This window comes from Petrocella atlantisensis (genome assembly GCF_900538275.1).
GTDB lineage: Bacteria > Bacillota > Clostridia > Lachnospirales > Vallitaleaceae > Petrocella > Petrocella atlantisensis.
In genome coordinates, this window is the sequence record NZ_LR130778.1 from 391,349 (window position 1) to 408,727 (window position 17,379).

The following is a 17,379-nucleotide window of genomic DNA, read 5'->3' on the forward strand; positions in this document are numbered from 1 at the left end:
TATTATTTCTAACTAATTTTCTTCTTTGGTCCTAAGATATGTCATAATAACCGTTTTTATGACCTCGTAATCAAAGCCTTTGTAAGCAAGAAAACGGGCCATCTTGTTATAATCTTCTCTCGTTACGACTCTGCTGTTGTATTTCTTCTCTAAGAGCTTTGCGGCGGTTTCATACTCGGTATCTTGATGGTCCACAGATTCGAAAAAGCTCTTAATAATGTCTCTAGGAATGCCTTTTTCTCCAAGCTTCATCTCAATCATACGCCGACTTTTCGTCGTCTTCTGATACCTGTAGTATTTTTCTGTATAGTTTTCATCGTTTAAAAAACCAAGTTCTATAAAATAATTCAAGATGTCTTCGATGATGAGACTGGGATAGTCTTCTTTTACCAGCTTTTTCCTAATCTCTTCGATGACATAATCCTTTTTCCCCAAGAGATGATAGACTCTTTTCTTGCCTCGAATGGTCATGGCTTTTCTTGCTAGCGCCCATGTCTCTTCTTCTATTTCTTCATCTTGAACCATCTTGAAGGCTTTAAGTTCTTTGTAGTATAAGATGACATAGTCACCGTTCTCTAATAGGATCTTGTTTTTTCCTTTTTCCAGTTTTCGAATCTCTTGGATGCGCATCCCTAAGCTTCACCCCTTCTTCTTCTATATAGTTTTGGCACCTTAACCATACTTTTTAAAAGGCGACCTGAAGTTATCAAGGCCGCCTTTGTTATGTGGCTTATACCACTTGTATTATTTGGTTTTTTTGTATTATTTGTCTTTTTTGTCTGTTTCTTTTTTGTCGGTTTCTTTTTTATCGGCTACCTTTTTCTCTGCAGCTTTTTTCTCTGCATTTTCTTTTTCTAGGGCGATTTCAATCTCTTCTTTAGTTAATCCAAATCCATAATGGCTACGAATCTGCTTATCTATTCTGTTGCAGACTTCCGGATTCTCTTTGAGATAGATCTTAGAATTCTCACGGCCTTGTCCTAGACGGATGTCACCATAGGAAAACCAAGCCCCACTCTTTTGTACAAAATCCAGATCCACACCTAAGTCCAGTAAATCGCCTTCTCTTGATATACCTTCGCCGAACATGATGTCAAATTCTGCTTGTTTGAAAGGTGGTGCAATCTTATTCTTAGCAACTTTGACACGAACACGGTTACCTACCATGTTAACGCCTTGCTTCAAGGTCTCTATACGCCTGATATCTAATCGAACCGAAGCATAGAACTTAAGGGCACGACCACCGGTGGTTGTCTCCGGACTACCGAACATAACCCCAATCTTCTCTCTTAACTGGTTGATGAATATCACGATACAGTTAGACTTAGAAACAATCCCTGCAATCTTTCTAAGGGCTTGAGACATGAGTCTTGCTTGAAGTCCAACATGAGAATCACCCATCTCGCCTTCAATCTCGGCTCTTGGTACTAAGGCTGCAACTGAGTCAATAACAATGATGTCAATGGCGCCTGATCTGACCATGGTCTCAGCAATCTCAAGGGCTTGTTCACCATTGTCCGGTTGAGATATGTATAAATTATCGATATCTACACCAATCTTCTTGGCATAACTTGGGTCAAGGGCATGCTCTGCGTCAACGAATCCGGCTACGCCGCCAGCTTTTTGAACCTCTGCTAACATATGTAGAGCGAGGGTTGTCTTACCACTGGATTCTGGGCCATAAAGTTCAATGATACGACCTCTTGGAACCCCACCGGCACCTAAGGCAATGTCTAAACTAAGTGCGCCTGAAGGAACGGTCTTGACATTCATATGTTCATTGCTCTCACCAAGCTTCATGATGGAGCCTTTACCGTACTGCTTTTCAATCTGTGTAATAGCCGCTTCCAGGGCTTTTGTCTTTTCGTTTGTCATAAGAAATACCTAGGTCAACCCACTAGGTTCCCCCTTCCATATTGTATCGAACATGTGTTCTTTTGTTTATTATAGTACATATGTTCCCCTGCGTCAACCTTTTTAATATAAAACTTCCTACAAATACCGTTTGCTATATTTCTCTTAACAAACTGTATAAGGTTGTTAGGGCGTACTGAACACTATAATCTCGAATCTTCTTCCGATTGCCGTTAAAATAGAAGGTGTTTGCAGAGCTCTTGCCATTAATGGTAAATCCTATACATACCATACCTACGGGTTTTTCCGGTGTGCCGCCATCCGGGCCTGCTATGCCGGTGATACCGACACCAATGGAGGCATCCGATACTTTTGCGACACCTTCTGCCATAGCGATGGCGACGGCTTCACTCACTGCGCCTTCTTTTACCATGAGGGCATGTGGCACTTTTAACCATGTTTCTTTCGAGCCATTGGAGTAGGTCACGAACCCGTTTCTATATACTTTAGATACACCGGGGACATTAATAATCCGGCTGCTGAGCAAGCCACCGGTACAAGACTCGGCAATGGCAATCGTCTGGTTTTTCTCTTTAATCATTTGTACCACGACTTCTTCAAGACTCTTGTCCTCATAACTGTAACAATAAGGTTCTAAAAAAGGCATCAGGAGAGCCGTTGTTTCTTCAATCTGCTTCTTGCCTTCTTCTTTCGTACCTGTAATGGCTGTGACCCTAATGTTAACAGATCCTAGCTTAGCATAGGGGGCTATTCTTGGATTGTCGGAAATATCCATAATATGACCAATCATCTCGGCAAGATCACTCTCACCAATACCGGAGAGTTGGAATATTCTGGAGGTAATGACGTTCGCACTTAAGGTCTCTAGTATAGGCGCAACTTCCTTCTCAAACATAGGCATCAGTTCTTTTGGTGGTCCCGGTAATAAGATGTAATGGGTTTCTCCATCTTTTATATAGATGCCCGGTGCTGTGCCGTTCTCGTTCCTTAGCATACGTCCGCCGGAGGGTCTGTATGCTTGTTTTCTATTGGTTTCTGCCATGGTTCTTTTGCGCTGCTCGAAGAAAAGACGCATGTCTTCAAGTGCCGCTTCATCTAACACCATGGTCATATCTAAGGCTTTGGCTACTGTTTCTTTTGTCATGTCATCATAAGTCGGACCCAGACCACCTGTAAAAACAATCACATCCGATCTTCTTCTCGCTGTTTCTATGGCTTCTAGCAATCTTTCTTCGTGATCGCCGACCACCACTTGATAGGCCACTTCTATGCCTAGATTGGTCATACTTTTGCTTAGGTACCTGGTATTGGTGTTTAAGGTGTCTCCAATTAAAATTTCATTGCCGACACAGATGATTTCTCCAATCATATCTATACCTCGCTTATAGGATCTCTAACCTGTTTACATTGAGCCTTTAAATACATCCAGATTCTTGAGTACATAGTCTGTTCCTGATATAACGGTAAATATGGTGGATGCCGCTATCAGTACCCACTCAACAGAATCCATAAAAACAAATGGGAGTTCAAGTAGTACCACGATGATCATCACCATGGTTGTTGCTGTCTTAAGCTTACCCCACCAACTGGCCGCAAGGACGATACCTTTGGCTGCCGCTACCAGCCTAAGACCACTGATGACGAATTCACGGCTGATGATGATGATGATAATCCAGGCTGCTATTTGACCGACTTCCACCATATAGATGAGAGCCGCTGTTACCAATAGTTTATCTGCCAAAGGATCCATGAACTTACCAAAATCCGTAATCAAATTCCTAGATCTTGCAATATGACCGTCAAGAAGATCTGTTAATGAGGCAATCACAAAGACGAATACAGCTACGTAGCGTATGATGGGATCCTCGGATACATAAAGTAGTATTAAGAAGACAGGAATTAATAAGATGCGCAGTATGGTTAATCTATTGGCTAAATTCATCATAAACCTCCCCGATTAAATCGTATTCATTAAAATCTGTTACCTGAACCTGTACAAATTCTCCTGCTAATAATTCAAATGGTGATGTTATAAATATGGCACCGTCGACACCGGGTGCATCCTTATACGTTCTTCCCATATAGACTTCTTCCTCCGGCATATAGCCTTCTACCATACATGAGATGATTTTACCGACCATGGCTTCGTTTTTATCCATGGATATCTGTTGCTGCCTGGCCATCAGTTCGTCTCTTCTTACGGCCATAAGCTCCGGCGCCACATGCCCCGGCATCTCGGCTGCTTTGGTCCCTTCTTCTATGGAATAGGTAAAAACCCCTACCCGATCAAGACGCTGTTCTTGCAAAAAGGACTGTAAGACTTCATAGTCTTCATCTGTTTCCCCTGGGAAACCTACGATGAATGTGGACCGTATGGTGATGTCCGGCATGGCTGTTCTTAACTTATTTATGACCTCTATGATGGAGGCTCTATTGCTGTGTCTGGCCATTCTGTTTAGAATAGGATCACTAACATGCTGAATAGGTATGTCAATATAGTTACAGATCTTCTCTTCTGTTGCCATCAACTCAATAAGTTCATCGGTAATGTCTTCCGGGTAACAGTAGAGCAGACGAATCCAGGTGATGCCCTCAACTTTAACCAGTTCTCTTAGGAGTCTTGGTAAAGCTTTTTCCTGATACAAGTCTACGCCGTACTTGGTCACGTCTTGGGCGACGATGATGAGCTCTGATTTGCCTTGGGATGCCAGATACTGCGCTTCTTCTACCAGACTCTCGATGCTTCGGCTTCTGATCTTGCCTCTTAGGCTGGGGATGATGCAATAGGTACAGTGGTTGTTACAGCCTTCGGATATCTTTAAATAGGCATAGTGGGCTGTTTGATCGCCAACACGCTTAATATAAGGTTCACAAGCATAGTTAATGTCTTTGAAGCTGATATAAGGCTCTTCTCTTAAAATGATGTGGTCAAGGGCGTCTACAATCTCGTCATAGTTGGACGTACCAAGGGCACCGTCCAGTTCCGGAATCTCTTGTACAATCTCTTCACGGTAACGCTGTGTCAGACAACCAACGGCGACTAGGCCTTTGAGATGACCTTCTGTTTTGTACTGTGCCATCTCTAATATGGTGCGAACGCTTTCTTCCTTAGCATCATGAATGAAGCTACAGGTATTTACGATGATGACATCCGCTTCGCTTTCTTCGTTGATCAGTTCATAACCGGCATCTACAATGTGACCTAACATCACCTCTGTATCCACCAGGTTTTTATCGCATCCTAGGGATACAAAAAAGATTTTTCCTTTTGACATAGTGCCTCCTATTTTTTTTCATATGCTTTTACGCAATTGCTCATGAGCATGGCGATGGTCATGGGGCCGACACCTTTTGGAACCGGTGTTATGGCACCTGCCACCTCCACACAGTCTTCAAAGTCCACGTCGCCGCATAGCTTACCGTTCTCATCTCTATTGATACCTACATCGATAACCACAGCACCTTCTTTGACAAATTCTTTGGTAACGAATTTGGCTCTGCCGATGGCAACGATGAGTATGTCTGCCTGTTTACAAACCTGGGACAGGTTTTTGGTTCTTGAATGGGTCACCGTGACGGTGGCATGTTCTCTAAGCATGAGCATGGCAATGGGCTTGCCGACAATGTTGCTACGACCGATGATGACACAGTTTTTCCCAGACATCTCAATCTGACTGCGCTTCATGAGCTCAATGATGCCGGCCGGTGTACAGGATACGAACCCATCATGGCCGATGCTTAAGTTCCCGACATTGATGGGATGAAAACCATCCACATCTTTTCTGGGATCGATGGTCATGATCACCAAGTCATCATCAATATGGGCAGGTAATGGCAGTTGTACCAATATGCCATGAACATCATCTCGTTCGTTCAGTTCATGAACGAGTGCTAAGACTTCCTCTTGGGTCGTGGCTTCAGGCAGTTCATATGATAATGAACGAATGCCCACATACTCACAAGCCAGCTTCTTGTTTCTCACATAGACCTTAGAGGCTTGGTCTTCCCCGACCAAAACAACAGCCAAGGTCGGCTGTCCTTTGGCCGAGACCAGATGCTCTACTTTATCTTTTAATTCGTTTTTAATATCTTCTGCAATCTGTTTTCCATTAATTATCTCTGCTGACATAATCCCTCCTAAAACAATCCGGAAATGTTGCCGTCATCATCAATATCGATGCTCTGCGCTGATGGTACCTTAGGTAGTCCGGGCATGGTCATAACATCACCGGTTAAGGCTACGATAAACTCTGCGCCGGCCGATACATTCAAGTCTCTTACAGTAATGCTAAAGCCTGAAGGGCGTCCTAATTTGGTCGGGTCATCGGACAGTGAATACTGGGTTTTTGCTATACAAATCGGCAACTTGTCCAGTTGTAGACCTTCTATTTTCTTCATCATCTTCATGGCTTTGGCAGAATATAATACTCTGTCTGCGCCATAAATCTTGGTGGCGATGGTGTTGATTTTTACTTTGATTGAATCGTTCACATCATATAAAGTTTTAAAGTCAGATGGTCTGTTTTTCAGAGTATCAAGAACCGCATTGGCCAGTTCCACGCCACCTTCGCCGCCTTTTTCCCATACATTTGAGATGGCAAAAGCACAACCCATAGCTTCACAGGTTTCTTTGACATAGGCCACTTCCGCTTCCGTATCGGTAACAAAATGGTTCAATGTAACAATCACCGGTACATGATAGTGGAACAGGTTCTCTATATGTTTTTCTAAGTTCACAAAGCCTTTTTTAAGGGCATCTAGATCTTCTGTTGCCAGTTCTTTTACATTTCTGCCACCATTGTATTTTAGGGCTCTTATGGTCGCTACCAATACAATCGCATTTGGATTTAACCCTGCTTTTTGACATTTGATATCTAGGAACTTCTCTGCCCCAAGGTCAGCACCAAAGCCGGCTTCTGTCACAACAATATCGGCTAGTTTTAGGCCGTACTTGGTGGCTCTGACTGAGTTACAGCCATGAGCAATATTGGCAAAAGGTCCACCATGTAAGATGGCAGGGGTGTTTTCAAGGGTCTGAACCAGATTAGGGTTGATGGCTTCTTTAAGTAAGGCTGCCATAGCACCTTCAGCTTTTAGATCATGAGCGGTAATCGGATCACCTTTTCTAGTATAGGCTACAATGATCTGTCCCAGTCTTTTCTTCAAGTCCTTCAAGTCGTTAGAGAGGCATAGTATGGCCATGACTTCCGAAGCAACGGAGATCATAAACCCGTCTTCTCTTGGTACACCTTGCATGCTACCGCCAAGACCTACAATGATGTTTCTAAGGGCACGGTCATTCATATCCACGACGCGCTTCCATACGATATGTCTGGTATCGATGTTGAGCTCATTGCCTTGTTGCAAATGGTTATCAAGCATAGCTGACAATAGGTTGTGGGCGATGCTGACGGCATGGATATCCCCTGTAAAGTGAAGGTTGATGTCTTCCATAGGAATGACCTGGGCATAACCACCACCTGCTGCACCACCTTTGATACCCATACAGGGACCAAGTGAGGGTTCACGTAGGGCAATGATGGCTTTTTCGCCAAGTAGACCCAGTGCTTGTCCTAGACCAACGGTTGTGGTGGTCTTGCCTTCACCTGCAGGTGTCGGGTTGATGGCGGTTACAAGGACCAACTTGCCGTCTTCCTTGTCCTTAATCTCTTGCCATAAGCTGGCTGATAACTTGGCTTTGTGCTTGCCGTAATAATCCAAATGGTCTTCATGAATGCCGATGGCTTCCGCTACATTCTTAATGGGTAGTATCTTTGCCTCGTTCGCTATTTGTATGTCTGACTTCATGGTTACCTCCTATTATTTATATGTTATGTCCACTGTCTCAAGGGTACCTAGACTTGTTCTTCGGCACTTAGAGGTGCTTCTGTCGTAGGTTCTTCTTGTTGATCTGTGGTGCCTTGTTCACTTTCATCTTTCATTCTTGCATAGGCTTCCTTTGTCATGAGGACCGTTCTTGGTTTAGAGCCTTCTTCATCCCCGACGAATCCGGCTTCATGGAGTTGGTCTACGATACGGGCTGCCCTGTTGTAGCCAACTCTGAATCTTCTCTGAATCATTGAAGCAGAGGCTTTTTGTTTATCGATGACCAGTTCAAGTGCCTCATTAAAGTAAGCATCATAGTCGTCGCCGTCTGCAGCACTGTTTGTTTGTTCATTGGTCTTGGCCAGTTGATTCATGATTTTTTCATTATACACAACTTTGGCTTGGTCTTTTAAGAATGTTACCACATTCTCCACTTCTTTTTCAGAAATAAATGCACCCTGTACACGTACCGGCTTTTGAAGGCCTACCGGGTAATAGAGCATATCTCCTTTTCCAAGTAGCTTCTCTGCACCGTTGCTATCTATAATGGTTCTGGAGTCAATCCCTGAGGAAACATTGAAAGCGATTCGACTGGGTATGTTGGCTTTGATGAGACCGGTTATAACGTCTACGGAAGGTCTTTGTGTTGCTATAATCAGATGCAATCCGGCTGCTCTGGCCATCTGTGCTAATCGACAAATGGCGTCTTCCACATCGTTAGGCGCTACCATCATAAGGTCGGCAAGCTCATCTACGATGATGACAATCTGAGGTAACTTCTTACCTTCGTTGTTCTCTACCACGGCTTTATTATAGCCACCTAGATCTCTCACATTGGCTGCTGCAAAAAGTTTATAACGATCGGCCATTTCTTGAACCGCCCAGTTCAGAGCACCTGCTGCTTTTTTGGGATCTGTGACTACAGGGATTAAGAGATGAGGAATACCGTTGTAGGCACTTAGTTCCACCACTTTGGGGTCGATCATCAACATCTTGACTTCATCCGGATTGGCTCTATAGAGAATACTTGTAATGAGGGTATTGACACATACGGATTTACCCGACCCTGTTGCACCTGCTATCAGTAAGTGAGGCATTCTGGCTATGTCTGCAATCATAACTTGTCCACTGATGTCTTTTCCCAGTGCAAAACAGATTTTGGAGGGGAATTTCCTAAACTCAGTGGTATCAATCACTTCTCTTAAGGTGACGGCTTGGGTAATATCATTGGGCACTTCAATACCCACGGCGGATTTGCCGGGAATCGGCGCTTCAATTCGAATACCGCTTGCTGCTAGGTTCAGAGCTATGTCATCTTGTAAGTTTACAATCTTGCTGACTTTTACACCTTGATCCGGTTGTAACTCGTATCTTGTAACCGTCGGACCTACGGTGACGTTTAATAGCTTGGTACCCACACCAAAGCTTTCTAAAGTCTGGACCAGTTTTTCCGCTTTTTTATTATTGGCTTCTTCGGAATAATGCTTGCCCTGATTCAGATTGATTTTCATGAGTTCTATAGGTGGTAGCTTATAGATCGGTCGCGCCGAGACGTTCTCTATTTCTGTCTGAATGGCTTCTACAGGTACGGGTTTCTCTTTTATCGGTTGTACCTCTTTAATCGGTTGTGTTCCTGTCTGATCTGCCATCATACGTTCTCTGGCCAATTCTTTTTCTTCTTGTTGGATGATCTGCTCAAATGGATCTTTTTTGTTGCCTTGGTAGACTTTTTTCTTAAGGGCTTCTTCACCGATAAGAATATCATCTCCTTCTGCCGTAACTTTACCGTCACCCATTAAAGTGGCTGCGGTCAACATATCTTTTTGCTTGGCTTTTTTCAAAAGCTCTTGTTGTTCCTTTTTCTGTTCTCTGTCTTTTTGGTAGTTCTCTGAGTGGATCTTAATCTGTTGGCCTGTTTTTTCTATGCCTTTTTTGGAGACCTTAAAAACACCAATGCCCAATCCTTTACCCATCTTGGCAATGAACTTCCAGACGCCAGCCATGGATTGCTCTGTGATCATGATGATAAGTGCCAGACTCACGATAACCAGCACTATCATACTGCCTATTCGGCCGACAAGGATCTCCATCAAATCGCCTAAAACGCCACCAACTAATCCGCCTGCCATATGACCGGAGGCCGATGTTCTAAAATACATAGCCGTAGCTGCAAAAAACGAACTGCCGGAGGGGTTGAACTTGTTAATCTGTGCATCTTCTATATAATAGAGATGGTTTAAGGTGGATACCACCAATATGGCAATAAAAATCAGTGCCAGTTTGTTATTCAACCTCTGGTTGCCTTTGTTGAAAATCTTAATGAAAGAAGCTGCAAGGATATATAGTGGCAGCAAATATGCACCGATACCAAAGGTCCCAAACATCATATAACGAAGGCCCGTACCCATACTACCACCTAGATTAAAATAGATGCTGATGATGAGCAAGCATGCTAAGGCAACAAAAGAAAGCACAACCACCTCGTATTTGAGATTTGCACTTAGACCTTTGTCTTTTGTACTACGCCTTGATGTCGTTTTTGGCCTCGTTTTTTTTCTTGTCGTCTTTGTGTTATCCATTGTATCCCCCTAGGGTGATGAACAGCAACAGTATACCTATAGTATAACAGTAATATGCGAAATAATGAATCTTACCTTTTCTTACGATGTCAAGTAACACCTTAATACATATATAACCAACCAAAGCTGCAGCCAACATACCTGCCCCATAATTGATGATAATCTCACTGATGGGCTCTGTACTTTCGTATCGTAATACTTGTAACAGCATTGCACCAAGAATGGCAGGTATGGACATAATGAAGCTGAATTTGACGATAAAATCCTTGCTCATACCCGTAAACAACCCAGCAACAATCGTTGAACCGGATCTGGATATCCCTGGGAAGGTAGCAAATCCTTGAATCAAGCCTACAAACATAGCTTTTTTAAAACTCACATCTGTCTCGGTTAGAGCGCCAGATCGCATCTTGGTTGTTAAGAGCAACAAAGTACCCGTGATTAATAAGCCGACCGCCGGAAATATGAGTGATGTAAATGCATGGAGTATGAGTTTTTCAAGTATCAGTGCTACAATAACGGTGGGGATGGTTGCTACAATGATGAGCATGACAAACCTCTGGTGCTCATCTTCAATAATCTTTGGCGCTGCTTCACCCTTACCTCCTTGTTTCGTGAAATGGAAATGGGTATAATCCCACAGGTTCTTTATGATCCGTAAACCACTTTTAATAAGAATCCAAATCTCTGACCAAAAAGCAATGAAGATTGCCACTAAGGTCCCAAGATGTAAGACAACCTCAAACAACACACTGCCCTCTGTCTTCAAGTTAAATAATGCACTTCCAATGGCCAAATGGCCAGAACTGCTGACAGGTAAGAACTCTGTCAATCCTTGTATGATACCCATGAGTATCGCTTCAAATAATGTCATGTCTCTCTCCTAAAAAGCCTCTTTATTCTATAGTGTCGTGTAAGCCGAATGTCTCGTGTAGAGCAAAAACCGCCATCTCAAGATCTTTGTCATGAATGAGGCAGGCAATGGTGGATAATGAGTCTGCCGTCTGAAGAATCTGTACCTTGACTTTGGACAAACTGCTGATGATTTTTGCCATGACACCGGGTACGCCTGTCATCTTTTCCCCTACTACTGTAATTTTACAACAATTATCGATATATGAAAAGCTTACATCATAAGCTTCTATTAATTTAATGGTTTTGTCTTTGTTGGTACTTTCTGTTGTAAACACCCTGCGTCCGAGAAATATGTTGATGATATCGATGGACACATTTTGTGCTGCCAGATCATTAAAGAAAATCTCATCATCAATATCGCCTTCTACCAGAAACTGTATTCTTCCGGATCTATGGGCTATGGAAGTGATGATTCTCTCATTGACTGTGATGGGCTTTTCTATGTAATTAAAATGGCTGATGGTTGTGCCGACGGCGTCACTAAAAGTGTTTTTGATCATCAAGGGTATGCCGGAGCGTCTGGCCACTTCTACTGCTCTTGGATGTATGACCTTAGCACCACCGTCTGCCATCTGAAACAACTCATTATAACTGATGTGGTTTATTAACTTAGCGGTCTTACATACAATAGGGTCTGCCGTCATGATACCGTCCACATCGGTGAATATCTCAATCACATCTGCACTGAGTGCTTCACCCATTAAAGCTGCTGATGTGTCTGAACCACCTCGGCCGAGGGTTGTGGTGTCTCCTTGTGCATCCATACCTTGAAATCCGGCTACAACCGGTATATTCCCTTGTGCTAAGATGCTCTTGATTCTTGTTGTGTCCACATGATCAACGTGGGCCTCAAGGAAATGACTGGATGTTCGAATGCCTGATTGTCCGCCTGTTAACGCTTGGGCTTTCATGCCTTTGTTCCCTAGAGCGTTGGATAAAACGACGGTGGTTATAATCTCACCGCAAGCAATCAACATATCCATTTCCCGATCGTCCACATGGCGTCCGTCGGTTTCAAGTAGACTCAGTAAGGTGTCGGTTGCATAAGGTGCACCGAGCCTTCCCATAGCGGATACCACCACCACCACTTGATCGTATTTTTTCGTTGCTTCTTCTATTCTAAGGACCACTCTTTCACGACTCTCATGGGTTGCTAAGGATGTGCCTCCAAATTTTTGTATGACTAGACTCATTTGATTTCCTCCTAGACCAATAGGGTTCATTTGGCCATCTTCCATGACCCTCATTAATATATCATATTGAGCTGTAAATAACAATGAGAGGGGCTGAATCTGTTGCACATTCATGGCGGTTTATGTATACTGTTTAAGAAAGGTAGGTTGATTATATGGCTTTTGATGGCATTGTCATTTCTAATATAGTAAAAGAACTAAATGATACAATCGTAGGAGGGCGCATCGGCAAGGTGACCCAGCCTGAGAAGGATGAGATTATTCTCACTGTAAGGAATCATAGAACCAATTACAAACTCTTGCTTTCTTCTATGGCCAGTATGCCCCGTCTACATCTAACTGAAACCAACAAGACCAATCCTATTACGGCACTTAACTATTGCATGCTTCTTAGGAAGCATCTTATTGGTGGTCTTATTCTCTCAATTAGCCAACCCAACTTCGAAAGAATTGTGGTGATTGAGATTCAGAATCTGGATGAAATGGGCGAAACATGTTATAGGAAACTGATTATTGAGGTTATGGGACGACACAGTAACATCATCTTAACCGATGAAAATGATATGATCTTAGACAGCATAAAAAGGATTGGGGCTCAGGTCAGTTCTGTTCGAGAAGTTTTCCCCAATAGACCTTATGTCTTACCACCAAACCAAGGTAAAGCGAACCCCTTAACGATCCGAGATTTTGATACTTTTTTACAGATCATTCGTGGACAAGAAGCTCTCCAACAGGCATTATACAAGAACATCACCGGTTTCAGTCCTCAGATGGCTGAAGAAATCTGCTTCAGAGCCGATATTCACGGTTCTACCGTTGTGGATGATCTAAGTGCCACGCAGATTCAATCTGTCTATGAGGTCTATAAAGTCCTGATTGAAGCTATTGAAAAAGGTGACTATGCCCCGACTGTGGTTGTGGACGCTTCGGACAAACAGATTGCTTTTGGTGCTTTTCCCATTAGCTTCTATCAAAATGAGACTTTGGTACCTTATGAGAGTATCTCGGCACTGGTGGAGAACTTCTACATGAACAACGCCATCCAGTCTAGAATCTCACAAAAATCTGTGGATCTTAGGAAATTGGTCCAAACCAATCTGGAACGTTGTTATAAGAAGCTTAACTTACAGTTGCAGCAACTGAAGGACACTGAAGATCGAGACAAGTTCAAGATTGTGGGCGAGTTGATTCATGCCAATCTTTATCAAATACAAGAAGGTGACACAGAAGTTACTGTTCTTGATTATTATCATGATAATCAACCCAAAACGATTACCCTAGATCCTCGTCTAACACCCAGTCAAAATGCAACCAAGCAGTACGACAAGTATAATAAGAAGAAGAGGACGCTGGCGGCACTGAGTGAGCACATTAAAACGACTCAAGGAGAAATCGAACATCTGGAGAGTGTTAAATACGCTCTGGCCAATGCACTTAAGGAGGAAGATCTTCTTGAGGTGCGGCAGGAGCTTATGGAAACCGGTTATCTGAAGTTCCGACGTTCCAAATCAAAGAAGGCTCTACAAAAAGCAGAGCCCATGCATTACCGTTCTTCTCTTGGTCATGATATCTATGTGGGTAAAAACAATTATCAGAACGATCTCTTAGCGACTAAGTTATCCAATGGGGGTGACTGGTGGTTCCACGCTAAAGATATTCCAGGTTCTCATGTAATTGTCAAGGCAGACGGTCAGGAGTTACCAGATGTGGTCTATGAGGAAGCGGCCGGTCTTGCTGCTTATTACTCTAAGGATCGTGAGTCACCCAAGGTGTCTGTGGATTATACTTTGAAGAAGAACTTGAAGAAGCCTAATGGTTCTGCACCGGGATATGTAATCTATCATACGAATTATTCTCTTATGGTGGCGCCGAGTCTTAAAGGTGTTACTTTGGTGAAGGATTGATATATTTGCCTTTTGTATGAAAGTGTATGTATTATGATTGTAAAGTGTTGGAATAAGTTTAGGTAGTGGTATTTTTTTAGATTGTGGTTATAATTTTAGATTGTGGTAGTAATCGAAGAAGTCATATAAACCTTTTCCTTGCCTTACACTTCGTACGGTCAGCAAAAAAGCTTTATATAACTTCTTCTCGGTAATACGTCGTCATTTCGTCTAGATAAGACAGGTCTCAATCATCCTTCTTTTTTTGCATCCATGCAAAAATGAAGGACGTTCTACTTCCATGTAGAACTGTGATTAATCCCTGTCTTTTCTTTCCTCATTCGGATTCGTATGAATTGAAAATTGTTGCACAAAAATAAGGCTGTCTTTAGATTTTTCTAAAAGAAAACCCTATTTTATATTGCTTTTATGTTGAGTAGATCAATGTATTCTAGCTATACTTCAGTACACTACAATTTATAGATTCCGTTAATAGAAGTTTCACTATATATAAAACATATTGGTTTGGGATCCTACATAGTCATTTACGAGTGCTTCTAAGGTTATGGCTGATAAGAGGTCTTGGATCTGTGATTGTAGAGGTTGCCATAGTTTGTTGTCTAACAATTGATTCAGGTCTTTGTTTTTTGAGTCTATGTCACCGGTAAGTTCTTCACCTTCAAGTGCTACGATGATGTCATAGGCGGTGATTTCGTTATAGGGTCTTGTTATGTTGTAACCGCCATGTTTACCTTTTATACTGGATACTAGGTTGTTCTTTTTCAGGTCTGCAAATATCTGTTCCAGATATCTTTTTGACATGTCTTCTTTGGTATAGATGTCTTGTACTGTGGTCTTAGTGCCTGCGTCAAGGGCAATATAAATCATGATGCGTATCCCACATCTGGCTTTATTGGATATATGAATCATCTTAGTATATATCCATTGATAGGTATCGCTCACCTGTATCCGGAAGCAAGGTTAATATGGTCTTGCCTTCGTTCTCAGGACGTTTTGCAATCTCAATAGTGGCTTTGACCACCGCTGCTGAGGATATGCCAACTAAGATACCTTCTTCTTTTGCCAATGCTCTCATGAATTCAAAAGCATCTTCATTGTCTACCTGATATACTTCATCAATGACGCCGGTGTTAAGTACCTCAGGAATGAAACCTGCACCAATTCCTTGTAACTTGTGTGGTCCGGGTTGTCCACCGGATAAAACCGGTGATGCAGATGGTTCTACGGCTATGATTTTTACGCCTTTAATTTTTTCTTTTAAGACTTCACCAACTCCTGTAATGGTACCACCGGTTCCTACACCTGAGACAAATATATCAACGTCTCCATCTGTTTGCTCTAGGATCTCAAGGGCTGTTGTCTTTCTATGTGCATCCGGATTGTCAGGGTTATTGAACTGTTGTGGAATAAAATGATTCGGGTATGTTGCTTTTAGCTCTTCTACTTTGCCTATAGCACCTTTCATACCTTGGGCACCAGGTGTTAACACTAACTCAGCACCATAAGCGATGAGTAGCTTTCTTCTTTCCATACTCATGGTATCCGGCATGGTGAGTATAAGCTTGTACCCTTTGACTGCTGAAATAAAAGCAAGTCCAACACCGGTATTACCACTGGTTGGTTCTATAATTACATCACCTGGCTTAAGAGCACCGGATGCTTCTGCTTCTTCAACCATATTTTTTGCAATTCTATCCTTAACACTACCGCCTGGGTTGAAAGACTCTAGTTTTAATAAAATGTTTCTTCCTGATGGTCCTAATTTGTTCAATCGTACTATTGGGGTGTTACCTACCAATTCAACTAAGTTATTATAGATTTTACTCATATTATATTCTCCTTTTAAGCGTATTATTAGTTCGGTTAATTCGTTTATTTGTTTTATTATAACACCACCACTTCGTCATTGCAAGGATAAAAGGCCAAAGAAAAAGCGCAAAACCATTTCGGTTTTACGCTTTTAAGCTTTTATGATTCTGTTCTCTATTCTTCTTCGAATTGATCTTTGCCAACGCCACAAAGTGGGCATACCCAATCCTCAGGTACGTCTGCAAATGATGTTCCAGGTGCTACTCCGTTGTCAGGATCCCCATCAGCTGGATTGTAAACATAACCACATACTAAACATACATAATTTGACATCTTAATTACCTCCATTTGTCTATATTTTTTACCCCTTCATTATAACACTACAGAAATTATAATTCCAGTCTATAATAAGTTCATGTCCTATAATAGCTTGTAGAGAAAATCAAGACCTAATAAGAGGGTACAAAAATACATATGTCTGTACCCTCTTCTAATTTATTATTTACTTTTGTTGCTAATAAGTGAGCAGGAAGAACCGTCCCTGGTTTAGTCCAGAGAAGTCTTAATTCTAATACTTTTTCATGCTAAAAATGTTAATTAGAAAACCTACTACACCTAACATAAATGCTAATATAATGCTTTTCATGGAAACAGTATCATACATCACCACTTCAGCAGTAATAATAAAAATTAGTATTAATAGACCATTAATAACTGCTTTATTCACAACACTTTCCATCCTTTCTCATTAGCTAGTTAATAAGCTGATATAGTTACTCTATATCCGTAATAAGCATTGCTATACCATTTTTTAATCCATGAATAGCCATTGTTACCCAAAATGCAGATGCCTTCTTGTCTTCATATATAACAAAAGTATACGCAAATAGGAGGCCAATAATAAATGCATAGAACATATAATAGATACTATATATATGTACTGCACCAAAAACTAAGGCTGAAATAAGTATGGTTAAAGAACTTCTACGCTTAAAGAAAATGAGTTTTTTCAGTTGTCTAATTATCAATAATTGATATACTAACGTCTCCCAAATAGGTGCTATTACAACTACAATTAATATCATTAAAGCTAAAGGAATATCTTCAAACTCTGGCCCACCCACATGTATATTCATAAGAAATCCCATTAAAACAACCGGAATAACTACTAAATAAGAAATGAATACCATTATTAGTATAAATTTAGCTGTGGAAAGACTTTTTAAATACTTATCCAATTTATAGATATATTTCATTTCTTAGATCTCCTTATTATGG

At 41.8% G+C, this 17,379-nt stretch carries 15 protein-coding genes; 1 reads left to right on the forward strand and 14 read right to left on the reverse strand.

All coding sequences use genetic code 11. The annotated features are described in order from the left end of the window. Positions 1–12: 12 nt before the first annotated feature. The 10 genes from PATL70BA_RS01960 to dapG form a co-directional block, all read right to left on the reverse strand. Positions 13–630, reverse strand: a complete 618-nt coding sequence (locus tag PATL70BA_RS01960; RefSeq protein ID WP_125135798.1) for a regulatory protein RecX — start codon at positions 628–630, stop codon at positions 13–15. A 132-nt stretch (positions 631–762) separates the two neighbouring features. Next, positions 763–1,875, reverse strand: a complete 1,113-nt coding sequence (gene recA / locus PATL70BA_RS01965) for a recombinase RecA (RefSeq protein ID WP_125135799.1) — start codon at positions 1,873–1,875, stop codon at positions 763–765. Positions 1,876–2,008: 133 nt separating this feature from the next. Next, positions 2,009–3,244 (reverse strand): competence/damage-inducible protein A, encoded by a 1,236-nt coding sequence (locus PATL70BA_RS01970; RefSeq protein WP_125135800.1) that lies wholly within the window; start codon positions 3,242–3,244, stop codon positions 2,009–2,011. A gap of 33 nt (positions 3,245–3,277) precedes the next feature. After that, positions 3,278–3,817, reverse strand: a complete 540-nt coding sequence (gene pgsA, locus PATL70BA_RS01975) for a CDP-diacylglycerol--glycerol-3-phosphate 3-phosphatidyltransferase (RefSeq protein ID WP_125138376.1) — start codon at positions 3,815–3,817, stop codon at positions 3,278–3,280. Further along, complete coding sequence (gene rimO, locus PATL70BA_RS01980) at positions 3,801–5,150, reverse strand: 30S ribosomal protein S12 methylthiotransferase RimO (RefSeq protein WP_125135801.1); 1,350 nt, start codon at positions 5,148–5,150, stop codon at positions 3,801–3,803. The genes pgsA and rimO overlap by 17 nt, the downstream gene beginning before the upstream one ends. An 8-nt stretch (positions 5,151–5,158) precedes the next feature. Then, complete coding sequence (gene folD, locus PATL70BA_RS01985) at positions 5,159–6,004, reverse strand: bifunctional methylenetetrahydrofolate dehydrogenase/methenyltetrahydrofolate cyclohydrolase FolD (protein ID WP_125135802.1); 846 nt, start codon at positions 6,002–6,004, stop codon at positions 5,159–5,161. An 8-nt stretch (positions 6,005–6,012) separates the two neighbouring features. Continuing rightward, on the reverse strand, positions 6,013–7,683 hold the full coding sequence (locus PATL70BA_RS01990) for a formate--tetrahydrofolate ligase (protein WP_125135803.1): 1,671 nt from the start codon (positions 7,681–7,683) through the stop codon (positions 6,013–6,015). A gap of 47 nt (positions 7,684–7,730) precedes the next feature. After that, positions 7,731–10,280 (reverse strand): FtsK/SpoIIIE family DNA translocase, encoded by a 2,550-nt coding sequence (locus tag PATL70BA_RS01995; RefSeq protein ID WP_125135804.1) that lies wholly within the window; start codon positions 10,278–10,280, stop codon positions 7,731–7,733. Continuing rightward, positions 10,273–11,154, reverse strand: a complete 882-nt coding sequence (locus PATL70BA_RS02000; RefSeq protein WP_125135805.1) for an undecaprenyl-diphosphate phosphatase — start codon at positions 11,152–11,154, stop codon at positions 10,273–10,275. Before PATL70BA_RS02000 ends, PATL70BA_RS01995 begins: the two co-directional genes overlap by 8 nt. A gap of 22 nt (positions 11,155–11,176) precedes the next feature. After that, positions 11,177–12,388 (reverse strand): aspartate kinase, encoded by a 1,212-nt coding sequence (dapG, locus tag PATL70BA_RS02005; protein ID WP_125135806.1) that lies wholly within the window; start codon positions 12,386–12,388, stop codon positions 11,177–11,179. 155 nt (positions 12,389–12,543) lie between these two features. Here dapG and PATL70BA_RS02010 point away from each other — a divergent pair, with 155 nt between their 5' ends. Next, positions 12,544–14,292, forward strand: a complete 1,749-nt coding sequence (locus PATL70BA_RS02010; protein ID WP_125135807.1) for an Rqc2 family fibronectin-binding protein — start codon at positions 12,544–12,546, stop codon at positions 14,290–14,292. Positions 14,293–14,775: 483 nt separating this feature from the next. Here the strand turns inward: PATL70BA_RS02010 and PATL70BA_RS02015 are convergent, their stop codons facing one another. The 4 genes from PATL70BA_RS02015 to PATL70BA_RS02030 all read right to left on the reverse strand — a co-directional run bounded on the left by PATL70BA_RS02015 (position 14,776) and on the right by PATL70BA_RS02030 (position 17,357). Beyond that, positions 14,776–15,201: an RrF2 family transcriptional regulator gene (locus PATL70BA_RS02015; protein WP_125135808.1), complete on the reverse strand. Its 426-nt coding sequence runs from the start codon at positions 15,199–15,201 to the stop codon at positions 14,776–14,778. 1 nt (position 15,202) lies between these two features. Next, positions 15,203–16,120, reverse strand: a complete 918-nt coding sequence (cysK, locus tag PATL70BA_RS02020) for a cysteine synthase A (protein WP_125135809.1) — start codon at positions 16,118–16,120, stop codon at positions 15,203–15,205. Between the two features lie 155 nt (positions 16,121–16,275). Beyond that, positions 16,276–16,434: a rubredoxin gene (gene rd, locus PATL70BA_RS02025; RefSeq protein WP_125135810.1), complete on the reverse strand. Its 159-nt coding sequence runs from the start codon at positions 16,432–16,434 to the stop codon at positions 16,276–16,278. Between the two features lie 440 nt (positions 16,435–16,874). After that, complete coding sequence (locus tag PATL70BA_RS02030) at positions 16,875–17,357, reverse strand: CPBP family intramembrane glutamic endopeptidase (protein ID WP_125135811.1); 483 nt, start codon at positions 17,355–17,357, stop codon at positions 16,875–16,877. Positions 17,358–17,379: the final 22 nt, after the last annotated feature.

Coding starts and splice junctions, on each gene's coding strand:
- folD (WP_125135802.1), bottom strand. CDS start 6,004: ATGTCAGCAGAGATAATTAATGGAAAACAGATTGCAGAAGATATTAAA.
- recA (WP_125135799.1), bottom strand. CDS start 1,875: ATGACAAACGAAAAGACAAAAGCCCTGGAAGCGGCTATTACACAGATT.
- PATL70BA_RS02000 (WP_125135805.1), bottom strand. CDS start 11,154: ATGACATTATTTGAAGCGATACTCATGGGTATCATACAAGGATTGACA.
- dapG (WP_125135806.1), bottom strand. CDS start 12,388: ATGAGTCTAGTCATACAAAAATTTGGAGGCACATCCTTAGCAACCCAT.
- pgsA (WP_125138376.1), bottom strand. CDS start 3,817: ATGAATTTAGCCAATAGATTAACCATACTGCGCATCTTATTAATTCCT.
- PATL70BA_RS01970 (WP_125135800.1), bottom strand. CDS start 3,244: ATGATTGGAGAAATCATCTGTGTCGGCAATGAAATTTTAATTGGAGAC.
- PATL70BA_RS02030 (WP_125135811.1), bottom strand. CDS start 17,357: ATGAAATATATCTATAAATTGGATAAGTATTTAAAAAGTCTTTCCACA.
- PATL70BA_RS01960 (WP_125135798.1), bottom strand. CDS start 630: ATGCGCATCCAAGAGATTCGAAAACTGGAAAAAGGAAAAAACAAGATC.
- rd (WP_125135810.1), bottom strand. CDS start 16,434: ATGTCAAATTATGTATGTTTAGTATGTGGTTATGTTTACAATCCAGCT.
- rimO (WP_125135801.1), bottom strand. CDS start 5,150: ATGTCAAAAGGAAAAATCTTTTTTGTATCCCTAGGATGCGATAAAAAC.
- cysK (WP_125135809.1), bottom strand. CDS start 16,120: ATGAGTAAAATCTATAATAACTTAGTTGAATTGGTAGGTAACACCCCA.
- PATL70BA_RS01990 (WP_125135803.1), bottom strand. CDS start 7,683: ATGAAGTCAGACATACAAATAGCGAACGAGGCAAAGATACTACCCATT.
- PATL70BA_RS02015 (WP_125135808.1), bottom strand. CDS start 15,201: ATGATTCATATATCCAATAAAGCCAGATGTGGGATACGCATCATGATT.
- PATL70BA_RS02010 (WP_125135807.1), top strand. CDS start 12,544: ATGGCTTTTGATGGCATTGTCATTTCTAATATAGTAAAAGAACTAAAT.
- PATL70BA_RS01995 (WP_125135804.1), bottom strand. CDS start 10,280: ATGGATAACACAAAGACGACAAGAAAAAAAACGAGGCCAAAAACGACA.